We start from the raw sequence: 23,522 nt of genomic DNA, 5'->3' as shown, positions 1-23,522 counted from the left end.
TATAAATTAGAGCATAGGTTATTTTAACCTATGCTCAATGGATAATTGATTATATGCAGCTCAGTAATTGCGAATACATGAAAAAGATGTAAACGATTTATTTATCGGGACGATACACCATGCAATATTGTTGGGATGCGCTGTTCCCGGGCATTGGGATTGTATCCACCACTTCGAATCCATAATGTCCATACAAGGAAATGTTGCTCGGGTTATGTGTCTCCAGAGTGCAAGGGATCCCGCGCGCATTGCATTCGGTGAGCAAGGGCCTCATCAATAGGCTGACGAAACCTTGACCGCGGTATTGCGGCTGCACGACAAGCATGTCTAAATGGATATAGTCATGCTCATTTAGTTCGGATAGCCAGGCGGAGCTCATGGCGTTCAGCGTAGACAATCCGCGTATGAATTGAGAGAAGCGGATATAACGGCACATCGGAATTGATTTGATAATTGCAATAGCAATTCGGTACAGATACCTTACATGAGAGAGCTGAGACACTCCGGCCCGCTCAGAGCGGAACACGAGGGCAACCGCTTCCAGCCGTTCGGACGTTGCATACAGGTCGGCTTCCTCATAAAGCATGGTGATATAGTTGCGGAAGAAGATGGTAAGCACCTCCAGGCGGGTTGTCCGTTCTGGAAGCATGTGCTCATATAACGGGTCATCCATAAATCCTTGTGCAAGGACGGCGGCAGCTTGGCGGATATCAGTACGGCGTAGTCTTACGTGGTTAGTTTCGGCAGTTCTGTTCGTTGTATTGTTAGCGTAACTTGCTTTTGAATTACAAATGGTTCCACCCCGGATCATGATTCAGTGTACTAAGTCTGTAAGGCTCCAAATTGGACTTCCCTAGCTTGTCCATTTAGTCGGCCGAATATTGAAAGCCTCCTGTCTATCGTACTGCTGCGTGTTCGTATAAGTCAACGATGCGCCCGTCATTCCGTTTGCCATTGTGGATGAAGTTCGATGATGCAGGTTTAATGATATCCCTTATATAGTAAATAAGCCGTGCATGAATCCTTGCTGCATGAATGCGGCTCTGGATTTATGCGCGGCTATCCTTTTTATTTGTTCGTGCTGTGCTGCTTTCCTGGCAAGCTCGATCCCGGGTTACCTTCGCCATGGCGCTGCTGGTTGCGCTTTGTCTTCTGCTGATCCTCGTGCAGCTTTTCTACAAATTGCTTGGTGTCCTCCATTGCACAGATCCCTCCTCGTTTGGTATTCCATGATACTATAACCGGTTAAAGGGGAAATCATGTCCACATCGAGGGGGATTTATTGAATTACGGCTTCCGTTACTTGTTCCTCTTTACTAAATAGATAATACCCAAAATGGCGGCATAGGTATATGTGAATACCCTAGAAGTAATTTTCATGATCTCATCATCGGAAAATAGTTGAATGAAAAAATTAATGCCCAGAACGATACCGAAACCGATGTAAACTCCTCTGTAAAATTCGGAGTAAATGCCCGTCTTTTTATTCGCTCTATCTGGATGCTCCTTATCGTCCTTTATTCTTAGTAAGAGCATCATAATTGCGAAATATAAAATGCAGCCAGAAACAGCAATCTCCTTTACGAACGGATAGGGGATGAAAAAGTAAGCGAAAATAGCGAATGCTACAATGATTGCTAGAATAATATAACCTATTGTCAGTTTTTTAATTTAAATCACTCCTGTTTAATAAATCCATAATTGAAAGCATTATGCAAAATGATAACATGGAAAATGTATGATATTTTCTGTATGGAAGGGTGATTGTACCATGTTTTGGAATGAAGGCACTGTCGCTGGTCACCGCAATTACGGTCAGTGTGTTTTCGTGGGGGAGCGCGGCAAGCGCAGCGGCAAGTCAAGCGAGCCCGCCTGTCAGTACGAAAATTTCGCAAGCCAATCCGAATTTCGTTGAAGTGGAAAGAGCTCTTGCTGCAATCGAAAGAATGCCTAATGATGTTATTCAGCGCGGTCCTGATGCGATCATGGAATGGTTCAATGCGAATACGGAATTTCGCGTCTCCGAGTATGCCACGAGTGGAGCTATTGGGTGCTTGTCTGCAGTAGGATTGGCTGTGGCAGCTCTTGTTTTTGCGCCAGCTAAGATTACCAAAATAAAAGACGCCATTAAGGCAGCCGGTGGAACTGTGAAGTTCGTGACAAAAGTTCTGGAAACCTACAAAGTAGCCAAAGGAATGGGCATATCTACGACGGAGGCTATCAAAATGGGTGTACAAGATGCCGCTAACACTGCTGGCAAAGAAGTGATAAGCGCACTGATAGGGATTTTTGGTGTAGGAGAAGTCTATTCCGCGTGTTTTGAATAAATCGGACTTATACATATAGGCCTCACATGGTGAGGTCTATTTTTATTTGGTTGAATCAATCAGTCAGTACTCATAATCAGTAATATTTTGTGATTATTTCTTTTCTGTCAAATGTATGATTGCAAAAAAATGGAAACTATATTATACCTGACAAGGTTTTACCAAAATAGAAACTGATGATTATGTATTTATGATATGTGATCATGCAAAATAAAGCAAAATTGCCCGAACCAATTCCTATACAAAAAGAGCTATTCTGCTTCATACGATGTATAAAGCGAATAGCTCCCTATGTGGTAGGTGAAGATCATTTGTAAAGCAATGAATAAGTTACACAATCGTTTCGTTCAACCAATGCTCCATCTTGTGGCGCCGTGACATTGAATACTTCTGTGCGTTTACGATGGCATCGAATGCATGGAATGGGGAATGCTGATGCTCGCTTCTTGCGCGCTCGCGCATCCACTCTAATGTCTCGGGATGGCGGGAGAAGATGGAGAGTTGTGCAACCAACTCCTCTGCATCCTCAGCACGGCACGCTACTCCGCTGCGGAGCAAGTAGCGGATATTATCCTGCTCTTGGCCAGGAAGCGGCTTATACACAAGCAGCGGAAGTTGCTGAACGACAGCCTCAGTCGTTGTAACGCCACCGGACTTCGTAATCATCAGATCAGACATCGCCATATACTCATGTACCGGCTTCACATATCCCTCAACGCGAACGTGGAGCGGACTGGCTTCAGCCCAGCGCTCTAACTGAGTTCGAAGCTTATCATTACGGCCGCAGATGACGATGAACTGCATCTCTTGTGCCCAGGAAGCATGTTCAATGAGCTCCAGCATGGATGGATCCAACAATCCGCAGCCGCCGCCCATAAGAAGAACGGTCATTTTAGATGGATTAAGCTCGTATTTCTTACGCAGTTCTGTTTTCGAATAGGATTCGTAAAAATCAGGACGTACTGGAATGCCTGTCATTTCAATGCGGGATTGCGGCACTCCCTGCTCAATTAATCTCGTCTTGGCATCATGAGAGCCAACCAAATACTTATCTGTATAGGGATGAAGCCAGAAGCTGTGATCCGTATGGTCTGTAATGACCGTTACGGCCGGGCAACCGATAATGCCGCGTTCCTTCAGCTTCGAGACGGCTGCACTGGCAGCAGGGAACGTACTGACAATCACGGTAGGCTTCATCTGCTCGATCAGCTTCATCAGCGGCCGCAAGCTTGTAAAGCGAACACCCTTCAACAGTTGTGCAAGCTTCCGATCTTTGCGTGTCATGTTGAATAAGTACCCGTACATGCTAGGGAACAGCTTCACCCATTGTACGAAGCAATACGTGCCTACACTGTGCAGATGAGGAGATACTTGCTCCATATAATCAACTACGTGAACGTCTGCTTCTGTACCATACCAGCGTTCAGCGGTTTCTTTAATTGCCTGTGCAGTTTGCATATGGCCGTGGCCAATCGATCCTGATAGAACCAGCACCTTCGCCCTGTGCGGTGTGGACGGTGCTTCCATCCGTTCGAACATGTTTGATAACACTCCTTCTTCGTGTTTGAATTCTCGTCTATATATATTCGATTGATTAACTATGCCAATCGTTTCCTTGTGATCTGGTACTAATATCGTATCCGATCTCCATTTTCTATAAAATGGCCCTCAGTTCGGTTATATACTAGACCTGAGTCGGGTATTCCGACTGGACTTTCTTCCAACTATATCCGCTAATAGTCCTATCTCCGTGAATATGACTATTACAAAAAGGTATTCTCTTCAGTTGTTGAACCAGATTGGTAAAATTGTTCTATAATGAACGAGAAGGTTTGAGAAGGGTGTGAGTCTAGCATGCAGCACAAGCTGTTAATCGTAGAAGACGATGCCTCCATCGTAGAGATGGTGTCGGATTATTTGACGAGAGAAGGATTCTATGTAACGACTGCCAGCAATGGCGAAGAGGGCATGGCCATTTTCGCTTCCGATACATTTGACATGATGATTGTAGACTTAATGATGCCGAAGCTGGATGGATTTGAGCTGATTAAGCTTGTACGGGAACGTAGCGCGATCCCCATTCTTATCATGTCTGCAAAGGACAGCGATGTGGATAAGGCGCTTGGTCTTGGCTTCGGGGCGGATGATTATATTGCGAAGCCGTTCTCTATGATAGAGATTTCGGCAAGAATCAAGGCGGCAATCCGGCGGGCGACCAAGTATGTTCAGATCGAGATGTCGAAGCCCCCTGCTGAGCAGAATATCATTAAGATGGGTCATTTATTCATTGATCTCGATAACTATTTAGTACAGAAGCATGATGAAGCTATGAAATTGACTTCCAAAGAGTTCGATATTTTAAAATTATTCGTGACCAATCCAAATCGTGTGTTCACAAAAGCACAAATCTATAGTTTTGTATGGAATGATGAGTACTATGGAGATGAAAATGTTATTAACGTCCACATTCGCCGACTGCGAGAGAAGATAGAGGACGATCCGTCGAATCCAACCCATATTAAGACTTTGTGGGGGATCGGCTACAAGTGGGAAGGTTAAGCGATGATGATGACTATTCTCTTATCTATATGTATGGCGCTCCTATTGATCGTAGTCTACACGCAGTATGCGAATCGATCAAGACGAAATAAGCAATTAGTGGAAATTCGGAAGAAGTTAGAGCAAATTCATCAAGCGCAATCTGCTGAGAAGCTGTTGCTATTCACGGACGACAAACCGTTGATTGCAGTGATCGAGCAAATCAATCGCTTGCTTAATGATCATGAGAAGGCGTTGGCGGATTATGCGAGGACTGAGATGGCGATGAGGAAGATGATCTCGAACATCTCTCACGACCTCAAGACGCCGCTTACCGTAGTGCTTGGTTATTTGGAGACGCTTCGCATGAATAGTGAGCGTATGAGTGAAGAAGAGCGGAAACGCCTGTTAGCTCGGGTACACGGCAAAGCATTGGAAGTGCTGGACTTGATACATACCTTTTTTGATTTGGCGAAGCTGGAATCTGGAGATAAACATGTGGAGCTGACTCGTGTGGATATGAGTGAAATATGCCGCAAGAACATTCTTCAATTTTATGAGCGGCTAACGATGAAGGGGTTCGATGTTGATATTCAGATTCCGGAAGGCTCTCTCTATGCAAGGGGCAATGAGGATGCGCTTGATCGCATGCTGAACAATCTCATTTCCAATGCTATTCATTATGGCGGGGAGGGGCTTATGCTGGGATTGTCCTTGCGCAGTGATGATACCCATGTATTCGTCGATGTATGGGATCGCGGCAAGGGGATACCGGAAAAGCATCAAGACCGCGTATTCGAACGAATGTACACCTTGGAAGATTCCCGAAATAAAAATTATGAAGGCAGCGGCCTTGGTTTAACCATTACGAAGCGGCTTGCCGAATCGATGGGCGGATCAATATCGCTCTGGAGCAAGCCCTATGAAAAAACAATCTTTACAATTAAGCTCATGCGTATGTCTTGAGGTAAAGGTCAAACCGGATGAACGTAAGGAATTTGTAAGGGTTATATAAGAAATAAGAAATAGCTCATCTGTACAATGAGAACATCAGAAGAGATGAGAGGGGCAAGACAATGAGTTGCATTGTACGGACGCATCGAGTAACGAAGACTTATCAAGGCAGGGATGTCGTGTCAAATGTCAGCATGAATATAAAGAAGGGCGAGATATACGGATTCCTTGGTCCCAATGGCGCAGGGAAGACAACGATTATGAAAATGATGACGAACCTCATTCAGCCGACGAGCGGTGAGATTGAGATGTTTGGTGAGAAGCTGACCCCTTCGTCTTATTCTCTGCTGGCACGCATGGGAACCATTATTGAGCAGCCCATTTTCTATGACAGGCTTACTGCTCAAGAGAATCTGGAGCTTCATTGTGAATATATGGGCTATCATAACAAGAAGGCGATTGGCGAAGCGCTGGATCTCGTAGGGCTGCGCGGTATTGAACGCAAGTCCGTGAAAGATTTTTCTTTAGGAATGAAGCAGCGTCTGGGCATTGCTCGGGCTATAACGGTAAAGCCGGAGCTGCTGCTTCTCGACGAGCCTATCAACGGGTTGGATCCGATTGGCATTAAGGAAATTCGCGACCTATTCAAGAAGCTGTCGCATGAGTTCGGCATCACAATCTTGATATCCAGTCATATTTTAGGGGAAATGGAGCTGATAGCCGACACGATTGGGGTTATCAACCATGGCGTCCTGCTGGAGGAGGTATCGATGGAGCGGGTTCGTGCCCAGCAATCCGAATTCATTGAAGTTGTGACAGATCATGCGAATAAGGCAGCTTACGTGCTGGAAGAGACCATGCATATTTCAAATTTCCGTATCATCGACAATCGATTGATTCGAATTTATCAACGGGGTGTCTCTCAACAGGATATCACCAAGGCATTTGTCATGAATGACGTCTCTGTAGAGTCCGTGCATAAGAAGCACCATTCCTTGGAGGATTATTTTATGAAGTTACTGAATGGGGGGGCGCTTCATGAATAAGCTCATTCGATTGGAACTCCAGAAGTTTCGCTTCGGCACCTATATTCGTACGGCCATTTATATCACGATTGGTATTTTTCTCTTTATTATGCTAGGAATCTATGGGGCGGATGCTGGTGATAAAGCGTTCAAGGGTGTGTCAGACGTATTCAATCTCATCGATACGTTTGTAAAGATAGCCTTCATTATTACAGCTTCCGCACTGCTGAGCCGAATGGTTATTGATGAATTTAAAAGCAAGTCTATCACGGTCATGTTCATGTACCCGATTCCGCGAAAAAGAATGATAACAGCCAAGCTGATTATTGTTGTGCTATACACGTTCATATCTATGATACTGTCGAATATTGTCCTAATGTGCGGATTCCTCTTGTACAACTCCTACGCACATACAGTGGCAGGTACTGCGACGATAGGCGTTCTGACGCATCATGTGGCAAGCAGTGTCATTAGTGCCTTAGCAGCAAGCTGCTTAAGTCTCATTCCGTTATGGTTCGGTATGCGCAAATATTCATCGGTGGCGACCATTACGAGCTCTATCCTCATTGCAGCAATATTATGCTCGAATAATGGCGGGATGACGCTGTGGTCCATTCTCGCGGTACCATTCGCATTTGCGGTAATTGGTGTAGGGATAGCCTATTTGACTATTTGCAAGATCGATACGATCGACCTATACAAATAAGCCCAGAATCACTCATAACCATGATGTGGCAGCGTTGTGACACGTGATAAACCGTGACAAATTTCAGAATCGAAATGGAAAAAAGCTGCAGCACATTATAAGCTGCTTGTAAAGAGGAAAGAAGGCTCAATGCCTTTTTCTTCTTTTTTCACTTTTTTCGACAGAATTGTGAAATTTGACACAATGTTCTTATTTTGATCAAGTTATTGCTTTAAAATTGTGATTAATATCACATTTCAGCGATCCCGCATCTGACAGAATACAACTGGAACATGTAATGAACATCATTGATCCCGTGTTCAACGAGGCATTACAGCCTATTCAACATAGAAATGAGAGTATAAATAGAAAGGTGGAAGGACAACGATATGTGGGATACGATCTTATTATCGCGCATTCAGTTTGCATCGACGACAATTTTTCACTTCTTCTTCGTACCAGTATCGATTGGTCTCGCATTGCTGATCGCAATGATGGAGACGATGTATGTTGTAAAGGGAAATGAAGAATACAAGAAGATGACGAAGTTCTGGGGGAAGCTGTTCCTCATTAACTTTGGAGTTGGTGTCGTAACAGGTATTATTCAGGAATTCCAGTTCGGGATGAACTGGTCGAACTATTCTCGCTTCGTCGGGGACGTGTTCGGTGCTCCGCTTGCAATTGAAGCATTACTGGCATTCTTTATGGAGTCAACGTTCATCGGCTTATGGATATTTGGGTGGGATCGTTTATCGAAAAAGGTGCACTGCTTGTGCATCTGGTTAGTTGCCATCGGTACAACGCTGTCTGCCTTGTGGATTTTGGCGGCGAACTCTTTCATGCAGCGTCCGGTCGGTTACGCGATTAACAACGGCCGTGCAGAAATGAACGATTTCTTCGCGCTTCTGACGAACGGGCAGCTGCTTGTGGAGTTCCCACATACCGTATTCGGTGCATTCGCGACAGGCGCATTCCTGATTACAGGGGTGAGTGCTTATAAACTGCTGAAGAAGCAGGACGTTCCTTTCTTCAAAAAATCGTTCAAGATTGGTGTTATCGTGGCTACGATCTCATCCATTTTGGTTGCGGTCTTCGGTCACCAGCAGGCACAATATTTGATGCATACCCAACCAATGAAGATGGCGGCAAGCGAAGGCTTGTGGGAAACAAGTGACGACCCTGCTCCATGGACGGTATTTGCAGCAATCAATACAGATAAGCAAGAGAACAGCATGGAATTCAAAGTTCCATACTTGCTTAGCTTTCTATCTTATAGTAAATTCTCCGGTGAAGTCCGCGGGATGAAGGAATTGCAAGCGGAATATGAACAGTCGTATGGCCCAGGCAATTACATTCCACCAGTGAAGACAACATTCTGGAGTTTCCGCATCATGGTTCTTGCCGGAACATTGATGATTCTGCTTGGCATGTATGGATGGTACTTGGCAGCGCGCAAGAAGCTGGACAATCCAAATAAGTGGTTTATGCGCTTCATGCTCTATGCAATTTCGTTGCCGTTCATTGCGAATACAGCAGGCTGGATTATGACAGAAATTGGTCGCCAGCCATGGACAGTATTCGGTCTCATGCGTACAGAAGACAGTATATCGCCGAGTGTGTCGGGCGGTCAGGTGCTATTCTCGCTCATCGCGTTCTCGACAATTTATACTGTGCTTGCTATCGTGCTTGTCTATTTGTTCGTTCGTGTAATCAAAAAGGGTCCGAATGAAGTCATGAAGGACGAGCATTCGAATGATCCGTTTGATCAGGAGGGACAACATGCTATCGCTTAATGAATTATGGTTTCTACTAGTTGGAGTGTTGTTTGTCGGATTCTTCTTCCTGGAGGGCTTTGACTTCGGTGTCGGCATGTCAACGAAGTTCTTGGCTCGTACGGATGGAGAGCGTCGCGTCTTAATTAATTCGATCGGTCCATTCTGGGATGCGAATGAAGTATGGCTGCTTACAGCGGGCGGTGCGATGTTCGCTGCCTTCCCGAACTGGTATGCTACGCTATTCAGCGGGTATTATACACCGCTTGTCGTTGTACTGCTTGCTTTGATCGGGCGCGGTGTCGCATTCGAATTCCGCGGCAAGAAAGAAACGGAACGTTGGAAGAATACATGGGATTGGGCGATTTTCCTAGGCAGCCTGCTTCCTCCATTCCTGTTCGGTGTTGTATTTGCGGGTCTAATCCAAGGCTTGCCGATTGACGGACAGATGGAAATGAAGGCTGGACTGTTCGATATGGTGAATGTGTACACCTTGCTTGGCGGGGTAACGGTTACGGTTCTGTGCCTTGTGCATGGCTTGATGTTCACTACACTGCGTACAATTGGCTCCCTGCAGGAGCGTGCCCGCAAGCAAGCGAAGATGCTGCTTGTTCCTCTGGCGGTATTGCTTGTCGCGTTCGGTGCGATGACGTACTTCAAGACAGATGTATTTGAGGTTCGCGGCGGTATTTTGGCGGCTGTGGCTGTTGTTGGGGTTATTGTTTATTTGCTAGCCGGTTTCTTCATGGCGAAGAAGCGGGATGGCTGGGCATTCGGTATGACAGGCGGCGTTATCATTTTAGCGATTGCATCTGTGTTTATCGGATTGTTCCCACGTGTTATGATCAGCTCGTTAGACAAAGCATTTGATCTGACGATTCATAACGCGGCTTCAGGGCCATACTCGCTTAAGGTCATGACGATTGTAGCATTAACCTTGCTGCCGTTTGTGCTTGGTTATCAAATTTGGAGTTACTTTGTCTTTCATAAACGGGTTCACGAGAAGGAGCATTTAGAATACTAATGGATAAAAATTTGCTCAAGTATAAGGGGGCAAGGCCGGCGATGTTCATCATTGCCGCCCTTACTCTCGTGCAAACATTATCCATCATAGGTCTGGCAATCAAGCTGGCGGAGGTTATCTCCGCCCTGTTTGCCGGCGCGTCGCTGCAGGAACAAGCCGGAAATATGGGTCTGTTCCTGCTTGCGTTTACCGTCCGTCAAGTGACGACCTTACTCATGCAGAAGGTAGCCTATAACTTCGCCGAGAAGACAGGGGTAAACTTGCGGCGTCAGTTGATGGATAAGCTGTTTCAATATGGACCTCGTTTCGCCAAGTCGGAGGGAACGGGTAATCTCGTTACGCTCGTGCTTGAAGGGCTCTCTCAGTTCCGCACCTATGTGGAACTGATTCTTCCTCGGATGATCGGTACAGGCATTACACCGATCCTTATTCTGCTTTATGTACTCACGCTAGATACAGCGTCCGGCATTATCTTGATTGTGACGCTGCCGATTTTGATTGTATTTCTGATACTGGTTGGTCTTGCTGCACGCAAACAGATGGATCGGCAATGGGAATCGTACCGCATTTTATCGAATCACTTTGTCGATGCGTTGCGAGGATTGGAGACGCTCCGCTTTTTGGGGCAAAGCCGCAAACACAGTGATACGATCGGGCAAGTGAGTGACAAGTACCGCTCTGCCACAATGCGTACGCTGCGTGTTGCCTTTCTCTCTTCCTTTGCGCTTGATTTCTTTACGATGCTGTCCGTTGCCTCTGTTGCAGTTGGACTGGGGCTTCGTCTTATTAATGGAGAAATGACGTTGGTTACTGGGCTTACCGTATTGATTCTAGCTCCAGAGTACTTCCTGCCTGTTCGCATGGTTGGTGCGGATTATCATGCGACATTGAACGGGAAAGAGGCGGGCAAAGCGATTGATTCGATCATTAAGCATGAAGAGGAAGCAAGGGGTAATAACACACAGCTTCCATCTTGCATGGTTTGGACGCAGGAGAGCGCCATCTCCTTGTCAGGCATAGGTGTTAAGCACGAGGTAGAGGGGCCTTCTTCATTGGAGGACGTCTCGTGTGAGGTGAAGGGTCTTTTGAAGGTTGGCATTGTCGGGGAGAGTGGGGCAGGCAAGTCCACACTCATTGATGTGCTTGGCGGATTCCTTCGGCCGACATCAGGGAAGTTTTCATTGAATGGCGTTGACGTTCCATCACTTGATGGGGAAGCTTGGCGTCAATTGACGACCTATATTCCGCAGCATCCGTATATTTTCAATTTGTCGCTTGCGGACAACATCCGATTCTACGTCCCTGATGCCTCTGATGAAGAAGTGGATCGCGCTATTGCAGAAGCAGGCTTATCTTCGCTTGTAGCGGAATTGCCGGACGGACGTAACGAGCTTATTGGTAATGGCGGCCGCTCGCTCAGTGGGGGGCAGGAGCAGCGTGTGGCGCTTGCTCGTGCATTCCTAAGCGACAGACCCGTTATGATGCTGGATGAGCCGACAGCGCATTTGGATATCGAAACCGAATATGAACTGAAGCAGACGATGCTGTCACTATTTCAGGGCAAGTTAGTCTTCCTGGCGACACATCGATTGCATTGGATGGAAGATATGGATTGGATTATTGTTATGGATCAAGGAAGGGTGGCCGAAACGGGCACACACGAGCAACTGCTTGAACGCCAAGGCGTGTATTACAGCATGTTGATTTCGCAGCAGGAGGGGATAGCGTGACACGTGAACAGAATCAATGGCTGCGTCCTTATTTGCGGCGCTACAGTGGTCGCTTCGCGCTCATTATATTCCTTGGCATGCTGACAGTGCTGTGCGCGAGCGCGCTTATGTTTACTTCTGGATTCCTGATTTCGAAATCAGCAGCACGGCCTGAAAATATATTAATGGTATATGTGCCGATTGTACTTGTGCGCACCTTCGGAATTGGCAGAGCCGCTGTGCATTATGTAGAGCGGCTTGTAGGCCATGATGCCGTGCTTCGTATTTTGTCGAAGATGCGAGTGCGCTTGTACCGGATTTTGGAGCCGCAAGCTTTGTTCATCCGCTCCCGATTCCGTACAGGCGATGTGCTGGGCGTATTGGCGGATGATATCGAACATTTGCAAAATGTATATGTACGCACCATATTCCCGAGTATTATCGCGATTGTGATGTATGCGGCCTGCATTGCAGCGCTAGGATGGTTCGATCTTCCGTTCGCATTGCTGATGGCGCTGTACATTGCCATTCTCGTCTTCATTTTGCCATGGATATCGCTCTGGTTCACCCGGCGGAAGCATCGCCTGATGAAGCAGGAGCGCAGTGGACTATACCGGAAGCTGACAGATGCTGTCCTTGGCATGAGTGATTGGGTGATTAGCGGACGTGCGTCCCAATTTGTCGCTTCCTATGAAGCAGATGAGGCGCGTGTTGCACGCATTGATTCTGATCTGCGGGCATGGGCACGGTGGCGGACATTGATCGCCCAATCGGTCGTCGGCTTGACGGTCATTACGATGGTGTACTGGGCAGGAGGGCAAGCAGCAGATGGGAATATGGCTGCTGTCATGATCGCAGCATTCGGGCTTGTCGTCTTCCCACTCATGGATGCCTTCCTGCCGGTATCGGAAGCGGTAGAGAAGCTGCCCCAATATGAGGATTCCCTTGACCGATTATCAGGCATGGGGGAGGCCGAGGTCGAGTCATCCGCAGGCTCTGAATCGAATATTTCGTCTGAGCAGCTGCAAAAGTCGCGTGAACAAGCGCATATCCGCTTGGATGAGGTGCGCTTCCGGCATGAAGGCTCTGCATCCTTAACGATAGATGGGATTACACTCGATATTCCACAAGGCAAGAAGGTGGCGTTGATTGGCCGAAGCGGCGCCGGAAAATCTACGCTGTCGACCCTGATTCAAGGGGCAATTGTGCCGGTGTCAGGAGACGTAACGATTAACGGCATTCGTGCTGATGAATTCGGAGCGCATATTCCTGAAATTCTGTCAGTGCTCAATCAGCGTCCGCATCTGTTCGATACGACAGTAGCCAACAATATACGTTTAGGACGTCGCAATGCATCTGATGAAGAAATTCGTCAAGTTGCAGAGCGGGTTAAGCTGGATGGACTGATTGCTTCCCTACCGAAAGGGTATGATACAGCGATGATGGAGACGGGGCAGCGTTTCTCCGGTGGAGAGCGGCAGCGCATTGCGTTGGCACGCGTGCTGCTGCAGCGTACGCCAGTCGTCATTCTCGATGAGCCGACTGTCGGACTTGATCCGAAGACAGAGCGCGATTTGCTTGCGACGATGTTCGAGACAATGGAAGGCAAGTCGCTGATCTGGATTACACACCATTTGGTTGGTGTCGAGCACATGGATGAGATTGTCTTTATCGAAAATGGCCAGATTGAAATGCGCGGTACTCATGCCGAACTCATGGAACATTACCCGCGGTATCGCAACCTGTATCATCTGGATCGTCCAGGTAAAGGGCCGCTGCAGTAGAAATAGAGCTGGTGCTTCTTAACTATAAAGAGGCACATAACAACCAAGATAGCATCAGGGGGAAGCGTCCTGGTGCTATTTTTATAGGGAAATTCGTTTCTACTGTGAACGATTTGAAATGTTCTTGATGAAGAGGAAGGAAGATAGACAAATTGAGCGAATTTCTTTTAATGAAAAGAGATTGCTAACTGCTGAAAAGGGGTAATAAAGAAGAGTGGCCCACTGTAGCTTGTCCTTAAATTCGAATACTTTGCCTTCAATAGCAGCATAATGAAGAAGGTATGTATGAAGTATGTCCTAAATGAGAAAGAATATCATTTTTATTTTATAATTATTATAAAATGGGTTGACAGATTGGATCGTTTAGTTAATAATAATTATTATAAAGTGTGTAACCGAGCTTGTTGTTCTCAACACGCTCTAAATAAACTATAAATTGAAGCAGAGGAGATAGGATCTATGTCACTTATCGGTAAAGAAGTACTTCCATTCAAAGCAAATGCATTCCAAAAAGGCAAATTCCTCGAAGTTACAGAAGAGAACTTCAAAGGCAAATGGAGCGTAGTTTGCTTTTACCCGGCAGACTTCACATTCGTGTGCCCAACTGAGCTCGAAGACTTGCAAAACCAATATGAAGAGTTGAAGAAATTGGGCGTTGAAGTGTACTCCGTATCTACAGACACTCACTTCACGCACAAAGCTTGGCATGAAAGCTCCCAAGCTATCGGCAAGGTTGAATATATTATGATCGGCGACCCATCCCATATCGTGTCCCGCAACTTCGACGTATTGATCGAAGAAGCAGGTCTGGCAGACCGCGGTACGTTCATCATCGACCCAGATGGCGTTATCCAAGCGGCTGAAATTAACGCTGGCGGCATCGGCCGTGATGCAAGTGCTCTTATTAACAAAATCAAAGCGGCTCAATACGTTCGCAACAATCCAGGTGAAGTGTGCCCAGCGAAATGGCAAGAAGGCGGACAAACATTGAAGCCTAGCCTTGACCTTGTAGGTAAAATCTAAGGAGTCCTGACAATGGCATTAGATCAAGATATCAAAGCACAACTCGAACAATATCTCCAGCTTCTTGAGGGAGATATTGTTCTCAAGGTCAGTGCAGGCTCTGATGATGCGTCCTCAGAGATGCTGTCCTTGGTAGAGGAACTCGCTAACATGTCGTCTCGGATCACTGTGGAGAAGACACAGTTGTCCCGTACTCCTAGCTTTAGTGTGAACCGTGTAGGCGAAGAGACAGGCGTTACTTTTGCCGGTACTCCGCTAGGACACGAGTTTACCTCTTTGGTATTGGCTTTGCTGCAAGTGAGCGGAAGAGCTCCCAAGGTAGAGCAGAATGTTATTGATCAAATTAAAAGTATCCGCGGCGAATATAAGTTTGAAACTTATATCAGTCTGAGCTGCCATAATTGTCCGGATGTTGTGCAGGCGCTGAACTTGATGAGCATCCTCAACCCTGGCATTACGCACACGATGATTGACGGTGCTGTATTCAAGGAAGAGGTAGAGAGCAAGGACGTTATGTCTGTACCTAGCGTCTACCTGAACGGCGAATTCTTTGGTGGCGGACGCATGACCGTAGAAGAAATTTTGGCTAAGCTCGGTACTGCTCCGGATGCATCCGAGTTCGACAATAAAGAGCCATTCGATGTTCTTGTTGTCGGCGGCGGACCTTCAGGTGCAAGTGCGGCGATTTATGCTGCACGCAAAGGAATTCGCACGGGTATTGTTGCGGAGCGCTTTGGCGGTCAGGTCAATGATACACTCGGCATTGAGAACTTCATCAGTGTAAAATACACAGAAGGTCCTCAGCTCGTAGCGAATATTGAAAATCAAGTCAAAGAATACAATATCGATGTAATGAAGCTCCAGCGTGCGAAGCGCTTAGAGAAGAAGGATCTTATCGAAGTTGAACTCGAAAACGGCGCTGTACTGAAAAGTAAGACCGTAATCGTATCAACAGGTGCTCGTTGGCGGAACATCGGCGTCCCTGGTGAAGCAGAGTTCAAGAACAAAGGGGTGGCTTACTGCCCGCATTGTGACGGACCTTTATTCACAGGCAAAGATGTTGCAGTCGTTGGCGGCGGTAACTCTGGCATTGAGGCCGCAATTGATCTTGCAGGAATTGTGAGACATGTAACGGTACTTGAGTTTGCTCCAGAACTGAAAGCCGACGCTGTATTGCAAGACCGTCTATACAGCCTTCCGAATGTAACGGTATTGAAGAACGTACAAACGTCCGAAATTACCGGCACGGATAAGGTTGACGGCATCTCCTATATCGATCGCGCAACAGGAGAAACGAAGCATGTCGAGTTGCAAGGTGTATTCGTACAAATCGGTCTTGTGCCGAACACAGACTGGTTGGCTGACACGGTTGAACGCACTCGCATGGGTGAAATCGTTGTAGATAGCCATGGCGCTACTAATATACCAGGTGTATTTGCAGCCGGCGATTGCACGAATAGCCCATATAAGCAGATCATCATCTCAATGGGATCTGGTGCTACGGCAGCATTAGGTGCATTCGATTATCTCATTCGCAATTAATCGATATCGTTATGTATAAATAGGTTTCCCGTCTCTTCGGCTGTTAAGCCGGTGGCAGCCCTCATTTCGTAATGAAATGGGGGCTGTTGTTCTGTATGCCGCAGGAAATATTGAGGGGGGTTTTACATGATTTAAGCTTGATTCGCAAACTAGCTGTAACTATAATGGTTACATGTATGTAGGTTGAAATTGACATATCATAACGAGTTGGTTGCAGCCGTGATTACAAACAAGAAAGGGACTGGATACAATTTATGAGTATACCTGTACAACGCAGTAATACGGCCTCATCCATCTCTGCACCTACACGGAAGCAGAGACTGTCCATGGCCGTTATTCTAGGATCGATGACGGCGATCGGGCCGTTGTCCATTGATATGTATTTGCCTTCGCTTCCGATGTTGGCCAGCGATCTGCAAACGAGCACTTCTTTCGCTCAATTGAGCTTAACAGCCTGTCTCATGGGTTTAGCCTTCGGGCAGCTCATGCTAGGGCCTCTAAGCGACGCTAGGGGACGGCGGATGCCGCTTATTGCTTCGCTCATCATTTATGCAATTGCGTCAGTTCTTTGTGCGATTGTTCCATCCATATGGGGACTCATTGCACTTCGCTTCATTCAAGGTATGGCTGGATCTGGCGGAATCGTCATTGCACGCGCCATGGTGCGCGATATGTATTCCGGCAGTGAATTGACCAAGTTTTTCTCGCTGCTCATGCTGATAAACGGGCTGGCCCCGATATTAGCTCCGATTGCTGGAGGGCAGCTGCTGCAGTTTACGACATGGCATGGGGTATTTCTCGTGCTCGGCTTGCTCGGTTTGCTTATGATTCTCGCTGCATGGTTGGGCTTGCCAGAGACGCTTCAGCCTGAACGCCGTTCTGCCGGCGGGCTGCGCACGACGATGGCAACCTTCCGTACGCTGCTGTCTGATCGCGAATTCATGGGCTATGCCTGCACACAAGGATTCGTTTTTGCTGCGATGTTCGGTTATATATCTGGATCGCCATTCGTGCTGCAGGAAATTTACGGTGCATCCCCGCAAGCATACAGCCTGTTTTTCGCACTCAATGGCCTTGGGCTCATCATTGCGACACAAATTACGGGCCGTTTGGCGTCTCGCTTCCATGAGAAGCGGCTCTTCATTGCAGGGATTGTGCAAACCGTCAGCGGTGGTTTGCTGCTCTTAGCTGCGATACTGCTGCAGGCACCGTTAATCGCAGTTGTCATCGCCCTGTTTATTGTTGTATCAAGCACAGGGGTAGTTAATACAGCTGGCTTCTCCTTAGCGATGCAAAGCCAAGGAGAGCGTGCAGGCAGCGCATCGGCGATGCTGGGCTTGATGTCTTTCATCGCAGGTTCACTTGCTGCGCCGCTTGTCGGCATCGCCGGCAGCCATACAGCCGTTCCGATGGGGGTTGTCATCGCCTGCTGTGGCCTTGGTGCAGTGCTAAGTTACCTATTCATGATTCGCAAGCGTTAATTTGAATACCGTACGCTCAAGCTTTACACTTACAGATCGGCTACACCATACAGAAGCGCTGAAGCAAGCGAGTCATTCGCTTAATCTTCAGCGCTTCTGTGCTTTTCAGCAAGGATTCTCGGTGATTAGCATCCGTCCGATCTATACAAGGCTGCTTCCTACTGATCTTTGAGCTTTTACAATGGGCAAATGACATGCAGGAAGGTGAAGACTTGGGCAGATGATAGGAGGTAATGAGGTAAGGAGATAAGGAGTGGAGCGATGGGATAAATAATGTAATTAGAAAGGCGCTATTAGGTGCTATGAGGCTGGAAAGAAGGAAAGGCTGCTTGCCCGAGGAAAGATCAACGTGAAGACATGCAGCCTTGTGAATGAAAGAGATCTAAAGTAGAAAGATTACATAGAATAAATAGATGAATTAGAATTCAAGTCCCAGTACTGCCGGAATACCTTCCTCGTAGTAATGTTTCACAGGTTCGATTTCGGATACGAGATCTGCGATTTCAATGATTTCAGGACAAGCAGAGCGTCCTGTTATGACAATGTTCATATGTTCTGGACGATTTTTGATAGCGTCCACCACCTCTGCTTTAGGGAGTACATCATCGATCGGGAAGCTTGTTATTGCAAGTGCATTGTTCAATTCATCCAAAACGATAAGGTCATAGTCTCCAGACTGAATTTCCTGTTTCGCTATCGACCAGGCCTCCTTGAAGGCTTCACGATGCTCCTCAGGCGTCTTTAGCCAAGTAAAGCCGATACCGAGCTGTCTTACCTCCACGCCGAGCTTCTCCAACGAAGCTTGTTCCCCATATGAACGCTTTGGACTCTTGATGAATTGAAGCATAAGAACTTTGAAACCGTGACCCACTGCCCTAACACATAACCCAACTGCTGCCGTCGTTTTTCCCTTGCCATCGCCCGTGTATACGAGTGTCAATCCTTTGGTGCGAGTTGCCATAACGGTCGTCCCTCCTGTATAGCCGGCTGTGGCTATCCGGCTTGATCGCAAAATCTTGGTTGTCTCTACCCTGTTCATAGTATCACTGGGAAGTGCCTGTCGACAAATCCGGGAGGCGGTTTATCCAGTTGAACGCACGGCAATACTGAAAAGCAGAATCTATGGCTGCTGGCGAGGTGCCAAGCAGTACAACAGGCAGGCATGTGATCAACTGCAGAGTGAGGGAAGACGTCTATGGATCAACTGCAAGCAAGCTTACACAATAATCTCGATTATATTCGGATGAAACTCGGAAATAGCTCAGACATTGTAATTCGTGAACTGCGTGTCGGGGGCGATGGCGAGCAAAGAGTCGCAGTGATATATACAGATGGGATGGCTGATCAAGCGACAATTACTGACTTTATTATGGAATCGCTATTAGGTGACAGCCAAGTCCTTCGAGGAAATAAATCAAAAACCAAAACAGACTCCTCTGGTGCCGATAAAACCAAGGAAGGGCAAGGCGATCCTGATCAAATGGACGGTTCGTCTACTGCTGCCGAGGGCTCAACTGCATCTTCAAACTCGTCTGGCTCGGATGCGACTAAGGATCTGATCAAGCTGCTGCAGGAGAGGGTGCTGGCGGTAGGTCATATTCAGACAGTGTCCTGCTTGGATGATGTCCTTCAGGAGGTACTGTGCGGCAATACGGTGCTGCTGTTGGATGGGTATACAACAGGACTGGCAGCCAGCACGCAAGGTTGGAAGGATCGCGGGGTGACCGAAGCGACAACAGAACCTTCTGTCCGTGGATCGCGCGAGGCGTTCTCGGAAACGCTGCGAACGAATACATCACTGATTCGGAGAAGAATTAAGCATCAAAATTTGCGTGTGGAGACAAAGCCATTTGGTCGTCTTACGCAAACGAATGTGGCTATCATGTTCATACAGGACTTGGCAGATGATAAGGTGGTGCAGGAGGTTCGGGATCGTCTGAGCCGAATTGACATCGACGGTATTCTTGAAAGCGGCTATATTGAAGAGCTCATTCAGGACAAGACTTTTACTCCTTTTCCGACGGTATATAACTCAGAGCGGCCAGATGTCATTGCTGCCGAATTGTTGGAAGGGAAAATTGCAATTCTTGTGGATGGAACACCTTCCGTGCTAGTAGTCCCCGCACTGTTTGTATCCTTTCTGCATGCGGCAGAGGACTATTTCTTCCGTTCGGACATTAGCAGTCTTGTCCGGATTCTTCGATACATCGGAATTTTCATTGCGCTTTTAGGTCCGTCGCTGTACGTAGCCATTACGACATTCCATCAAGAGATGCTTCCGACGCAGCTATTGATCAGCCTTGCAGCACAGCGGGAAGGAATACCCTTCCCTGCTGTTCTGGAGGCCATAATGATGGAGATTTTATTCGAGTTGTTGCGGGAAGCGGGAATCCGCATGCCAAGGATGATTGGACCAGCGGTGTCTGTTGTCGGTACACTCGTTATTGGCCAGGCTGCGGTAGATGCCGGCATTGTGTCGGCGGCGATGGTTATTGTTGTATCCACTACTGCAATATGCAGCTTCGTCTTCCCTGCATACAGCATGTCGAATGCATTCCGAATGCTGCGTTTCCCATTAATGCTGCTCGCTGCATCCTTTGGATTATTTGGCGTGTGCATTGGGCTTATCGCGATCGTTCTTCATCTGTGCAGCTTGCGTTCATTTGGCGTGCCTTATATGAGCCCGCTGGCACCCATGATTATTAAGGATCAGAAGGATACGATTTTTCGGTTTCCGCAATGGGCCATGCGTACAAGGCCGAGCTTCATGAGTCCGAACAATCAGAAGCGGCAGCAGCCGCTAGACAAAGCTCATCCGAAGCCGCCTAAATAATTACATATTCAAAGGTAGAGGGGGCGAATAGCAATGAAGCGGAAAAAGATCATCCTCAGCAGTGTGCTGATCATCATGCTTAGTCTGCTTGTCTCCGGCTGTTGGAATCGACGCGAGATGAATGACCTGGCGATTGCAGTAGGCATGGGAATTGATAAGGCAGAAGATGGACAGTATGAGGTGCTTGTACAGGTCGTGGATCCAAGTGAGGTGTCGGCGCGCAAGCCGAGTGGCAATAGGGCGCCTGTAATCGTATATAGTGCGAAGGGCGGTACGGTGTTCCAAGCAATACGGCGCATGACTACGTTCACTCCGCGCAAGGTGTACTTTTCACATCTTCGCATGTTCGTGTTCGGTGAGGCGCTTGCGCGTGAAGGCATCAGCAAGCCGCTTGATTTTCTGTCGCGGGATCAGGAGTTGCGCACGGATTTTTATATCGTAGTAGGAAGAGGAACTACGGCCAGGGATATTTTGAATTTCTATACACCGCTAGATAAAATCCCTGCAAATAAAATGTACCAATCGCTGGAGGTGTCAGATCGGATGTGGGCTCCTACGGTAAGTGTGCGGCTTGATGATCTAATTACGGATTTGACCAGCTATGGAAAGGACGCTGTGCTGACAGGCATATTGATAAAAGGGGACAGTGAGGAAGGAAAGAAGAAGGAGAATGTGGAGTTGATCGAGTCTCCGGCACTGTTAAAGTATTCGGGTCTCGGCATGTTCAGCGGAGATAAATTGGTTGGCTGGATGAATGAAACGGAGAGCAAAGGCTTCAGCTATTTGACGGATAAGTTGGAGAACACTTATATTCAATTGCCATGCAAGTCTGGCGGAAAGGCTGGAGTCGAGGTGATTCGCTCTAAGACAAAGGTGAAGGCGAAGCTGAATCAAGATCGTCCTTCTATCGACGTTTCCTTGCGGACAGAAGCTAATATTGCCGATGTTGAATGTAATATGGATACCAATCAGCAGTCGACTCTTCGTGAGTTGGAACAGACAACCGGTCAGATTATGGTTCACAATGCAAAGAAAGCTTTGGAGCGAGCACAGGCGGAAGGAACCGATGTATTTGGATTCGGAGAGGCTGTTCATCGTGCTTATCCGAGCTATTGGAACCGTCACAAGAAAGAGTGGCCGCAATTGTTCAAGGAGCTGCAGGTGAATGTTCAAGTTGATTTCAATATAAGACGGACAGGAACAATTGGGAACTCGTTCCTCAGTGATGTGAAGGGGTAGAACAGCGTGTGGGCGAGTATAGGATGTGTAATTATTGCGTCAGCCATCTTTTTGTTCCAATCTCCTCGTATGAAGCAGCGGCAATTAGTTAAGGAACGATGGGTACTGTTGACAATGCTGATCATCGCTGCAGGGTTCGGGGTGGTGGTGGGGATGAATTGGAAGATACCGAATCCCATGGATTTGCTGATGCTCATATTCAAGCCTATGCGAAAATTTTTGTAGCGGAAAATGACGAGTCTCACTGTTGCGACAGGGCACAAGGAAGTGATAAAGCGATGAAGGATAAATCCATAATTAGTATGCGTCAACTGACCATCTTGACGGCACTGTTCATTATCGGGAGCGCGATCTTGATTATTCCCTCGAACTTGGCAGAGGAAGCGAAGCAAGACGCGTGGTTGTCCGCCTTAGTATCCTTGGGCCTCGGCCTGCTCGTTATTCCCATTTATTCTGCGCTATGTCGAAGATATCCGAATCAATCCTTAGCGGAGTATTGCGAATCCATTCTTGGCAAGATACTGGGGAAGACGGTTGCGCTCTGCTTCATTATCGGATTTGCGCTCACAACAGCCGCACTCACATTGCGGGATATCGGGGACTTCATTACGATGCAAATTATGCCGGAAACGCCGATAGAGGCAATCCATATCTTTTTTATGCTCGTCATTATATTCGGAGCCAGTCTTGGCGTTGAAGTATTTGCGCGTGGAGCCGAAGTTTTTTTCCCTTGGGTGCTGCTGCTCTTTATTTGCTTTGTCTTGTTCGTAGTGCCGCAAATCGAAGTAAAGCAGCTTCTGCCGGTATTGGAACGTGGAATGATCCCAGTTCTTCGCGGGGGACTAACCTTCTTCAGCTTTCCCTTTCTGGATCTGGCTGTATTTCTGCTCATTCTTCCCTCAGTGAAGCGGAAGGATAAGGTGACGAGTGCGCTCCTATGGGGGTGCATCATTGGCGGCACCTTCTTAATGATTACGACGCTGCTGTCCATCCTTGTGATTGGGGCGGATAATACGGCCCGGCATATGTATCCAAGCTATGCCCTCGCTAAAAAGATTAGTCTCGGCAATTTTCTGGAGCGGCTTGAAGCGGTAATGGCTGTCATCTGGTTTCTGACAACCTACTTTCGTCTCGTGCTCCTGCTGTACGCATCGGCAATTGGACTTGCTCATTCGCTTCGCTTATCTGAGCATCGATTCCTTATCTTCCCTTTAGGAATGATCGTTGTAGCATGGTCGATCCTGTTCATTCCCAATACGGCCTACTTGGACAAGCTGCTTGATCATTGGGCGACCTATGCTGTGCTGCCAGGACTTGTGTTTCCTATAATTTTGCTAGTGGCAGATAGTTATCGATCCAATTCGAAGCAGCCGAACGACAATCTATCGCTGAACGATGATGGCTCTCAACAAGCTTCGGGTGCTGCGGATGCTTCAAATTCATCTTTATTGGGTGGGGCAGGCGTTATACCGATGGATGATGATCCTACCTCTGTACTTCCAAGCAGCGGACAGACTACGCCTCCCGAACGTTAACGGTATGAATGGCGCATCGCTGCTCGTGGTACAATGGAGTCATCATCATGG

Annotated in this window: 19 protein-coding genes; 15 read left to right on the top strand and 4 right to left on the bottom strand. The window is 47.3% G+C overall.

The genetic code is table 11. The features are described 5' to 3' along the window. Positions 1 to 97 precede the first annotated feature (97 nt). Together PAV_RS08300 and PAV_RS33255 are read right to left on the bottom strand one after the other, a co-directional pair. Positions 98 to 811 (bottom strand): GNAT family N-acetyltransferase, encoded by a 714-nt coding sequence (locus tag PAV_RS08300; protein WP_005545110.1) that lies wholly within the window; start codon positions 809 to 811, stop codon positions 98 to 100. Positions 812 to 1,068: 257 nt separating this feature from the next. Next, positions 1,069 to 1,200 (bottom strand): DUF4023 family protein, encoded by a 132-nt coding sequence (locus PAV_RS33255; RefSeq protein WP_005545108.1) that lies wholly within the window; start codon positions 1,198 to 1,200, stop codon positions 1,069 to 1,071. A 560-nt stretch (positions 1,201 to 1,760) separates the two neighbouring features. Here PAV_RS33255 and PAV_RS08290 point away from each other — a divergent pair. Continuing rightward, positions 1,761 to 2,327, top strand: a complete 567-nt coding sequence (locus PAV_RS08290; RefSeq protein WP_238555781.1) for a hypothetical protein — start codon at positions 1,761 to 1,763, stop codon at positions 2,325 to 2,327. Positions 2,328 to 2,657: 330 nt separating this feature from the next. Here the strand turns inward: PAV_RS08290 and PAV_RS08285 are convergent, their stop codons facing one another. Continuing rightward, on the bottom strand, positions 2,658 to 3,866 hold the full coding sequence (locus PAV_RS08285) for an MGDG synthase family glycosyltransferase (RefSeq protein ID WP_005545104.1): 1,209 nt from the start codon (positions 3,864 to 3,866) through the stop codon (positions 2,658 to 2,660). Between the two features lie 315 nt (positions 3,867 to 4,181). Between PAV_RS08285 and PAV_RS08280 the strand changes: the two genes are divergently transcribed. From PAV_RS08280 to PAV_RS08230, 11 genes are all read left to right on the top strand, one after another. After that, the gene (locus tag PAV_RS08280) at positions 4,182 to 4,886 is read left to right on the top strand and encodes a response regulator transcription factor (protein ID WP_005545102.1); all 705 of its coding nucleotides are present in this window, start codon (positions 4,182 to 4,184) and stop codon (positions 4,884 to 4,886) included. Between the two features lie 9 nt (positions 4,887 to 4,895). After that, positions 4,896 to 5,831, top strand: a complete 936-nt coding sequence (locus tag PAV_RS08275; protein ID WP_040735717.1) for a sensor histidine kinase — start codon at positions 4,896 to 4,898, stop codon at positions 5,829 to 5,831. 110 nt (positions 5,832 to 5,941) lie between these two features. Beyond that, a complete protein-coding gene (locus PAV_RS08270; RefSeq protein WP_005545099.1) occupies positions 5,942 to 6,865 on the top strand; it encodes an ABC transporter ATP-binding protein in 924 nt (307 codons plus the stop codon). Beyond that, entirely contained in the window at positions 6,858 to 7,550 is a 693-nt protein-coding gene (locus tag PAV_RS08265; protein WP_005545097.1) for an ABC transporter permease, read from the top strand. The genes PAV_RS08270 and PAV_RS08265 overlap by 8 nt, the downstream gene beginning before the upstream one ends. Positions 7,551 to 7,918: 368 nt before the next feature. Then, entirely contained in the window at positions 7,919 to 9,322 is a 1,404-nt protein-coding gene (locus PAV_RS08260; RefSeq protein WP_005545095.1) for a cytochrome ubiquinol oxidase subunit I, read from the top strand. After that, positions 9,309 to 10,325, top strand: a complete 1,017-nt coding sequence (gene cydB, locus PAV_RS08255) for a cytochrome d ubiquinol oxidase subunit II (protein WP_005545093.1) — start codon at positions 9,309 to 9,311, stop codon at positions 10,323 to 10,325. The genes PAV_RS08260 and cydB overlap by 14 nt, the downstream gene beginning before the upstream one ends. After that, positions 10,325 to 12,055 carry a thiol reductant ABC exporter subunit CydD gene (gene cydD, locus PAV_RS08250; RefSeq protein WP_005545091.1) on the top strand — a complete coding sequence of 577 codons (1,731 nt, stop codon included), beginning with the start codon at positions 10,325 to 10,327 and terminating at the stop codon, positions 12,053 to 12,055. Before cydB ends, cydD begins: the two co-directional genes overlap by 1 nt. Beyond that, the gene (gene cydC, locus PAV_RS08245) at positions 12,052 to 13,818 is read left to right on the top strand and encodes a thiol reductant ABC exporter subunit CydC (RefSeq protein ID WP_005545090.1); all 1,767 of its coding nucleotides are present in this window, start codon (positions 12,052 to 12,054) and stop codon (positions 13,816 to 13,818) included. Before cydD ends, cydC begins: the two co-directional genes overlap by 4 nt. A 459-nt stretch (positions 13,819 to 14,277) precedes the next feature. Beyond that, complete coding sequence (gene ahpC / locus PAV_RS08240; RefSeq protein ID WP_005545086.1) at positions 14,278 to 14,841, top strand: alkyl hydroperoxide reductase subunit C; 564 nt, start codon at positions 14,278 to 14,280, stop codon at positions 14,839 to 14,841. Between the two features lie 12 nt (positions 14,842 to 14,853). Then, positions 14,854 to 16,383 carry an alkyl hydroperoxide reductase subunit F gene (ahpF, locus tag PAV_RS08235; RefSeq protein ID WP_005545084.1) on the top strand — a complete coding sequence of 510 codons (1,530 nt, stop codon included), beginning with the start codon at positions 14,854 to 14,856 and terminating at the stop codon, positions 16,381 to 16,383. A gap of 326 nt (positions 16,384 to 16,709) precedes the next feature. Continuing rightward, complete coding sequence (locus PAV_RS08230) at positions 16,710 to 17,864, top strand: multidrug effflux MFS transporter (RefSeq protein WP_051135090.1); 1,155 nt, start codon at positions 16,710 to 16,712, stop codon at positions 17,862 to 17,864. Between the two features lie 418 nt (positions 17,865 to 18,282). Here PAV_RS08230 and cobO read toward each other — a convergent pair whose 3' ends face one another. Continuing rightward, complete coding sequence (gene cobO / locus PAV_RS08225; RefSeq protein WP_005545081.1) at positions 18,283 to 18,825, bottom strand: cob(I)yrinic acid a,c-diamide adenosyltransferase; 543 nt, start codon at positions 18,823 to 18,825, stop codon at positions 18,283 to 18,285. 234 nt (positions 18,826 to 19,059) lie between these two features. Here cobO and PAV_RS08220 point away from each other — a divergent pair, with 234 nt between their 5' ends. The 3 genes from PAV_RS08220 (at position 19,060) to PAV_RS08205 (ending at position 23,471) form a co-directional block, all read left to right on the top strand. Then, positions 19,060 to 20,697, top strand: a complete 1,638-nt coding sequence (locus PAV_RS08220) for a spore germination protein (protein ID WP_005545079.1) — start codon at positions 19,060 to 19,062, stop codon at positions 20,695 to 20,697. Positions 20,698 to 20,730: 33 nt separating this feature from the next. Then, positions 20,731 to 21,936, top strand: coding sequence for a Ger(x)C family spore germination protein (locus PAV_RS08215; protein WP_005545077.1), 1,206 nt, complete (start codon positions 20,731 to 20,733; stop codon positions 21,934 to 21,936). Positions 21,937 to 22,094: 158 nt separating this feature from the next. After that, positions 22,095 to 23,471 carry a GerAB/ArcD/ProY family transporter gene (locus tag PAV_RS08205; RefSeq protein ID WP_238555780.1) on the top strand — a complete coding sequence of 459 codons (1,377 nt, stop codon included), beginning with the start codon at positions 22,095 to 22,097 and terminating at the stop codon, positions 23,469 to 23,471. Positions 23,472 to 23,522 lie beyond the last annotated feature (51 nt).

The sequence above is a fragment of the Paenibacillus alvei DSM 29 genome (assembly GCF_000293805.1).
Taxonomy (GTDB): domain Bacteria; phylum Bacillota; class Bacilli; order Paenibacillales; family Paenibacillaceae; genus Paenibacillus_B; species Paenibacillus_B alvei.
This window is presented reverse-complemented; position numbering and strand designations above follow the sequence as displayed.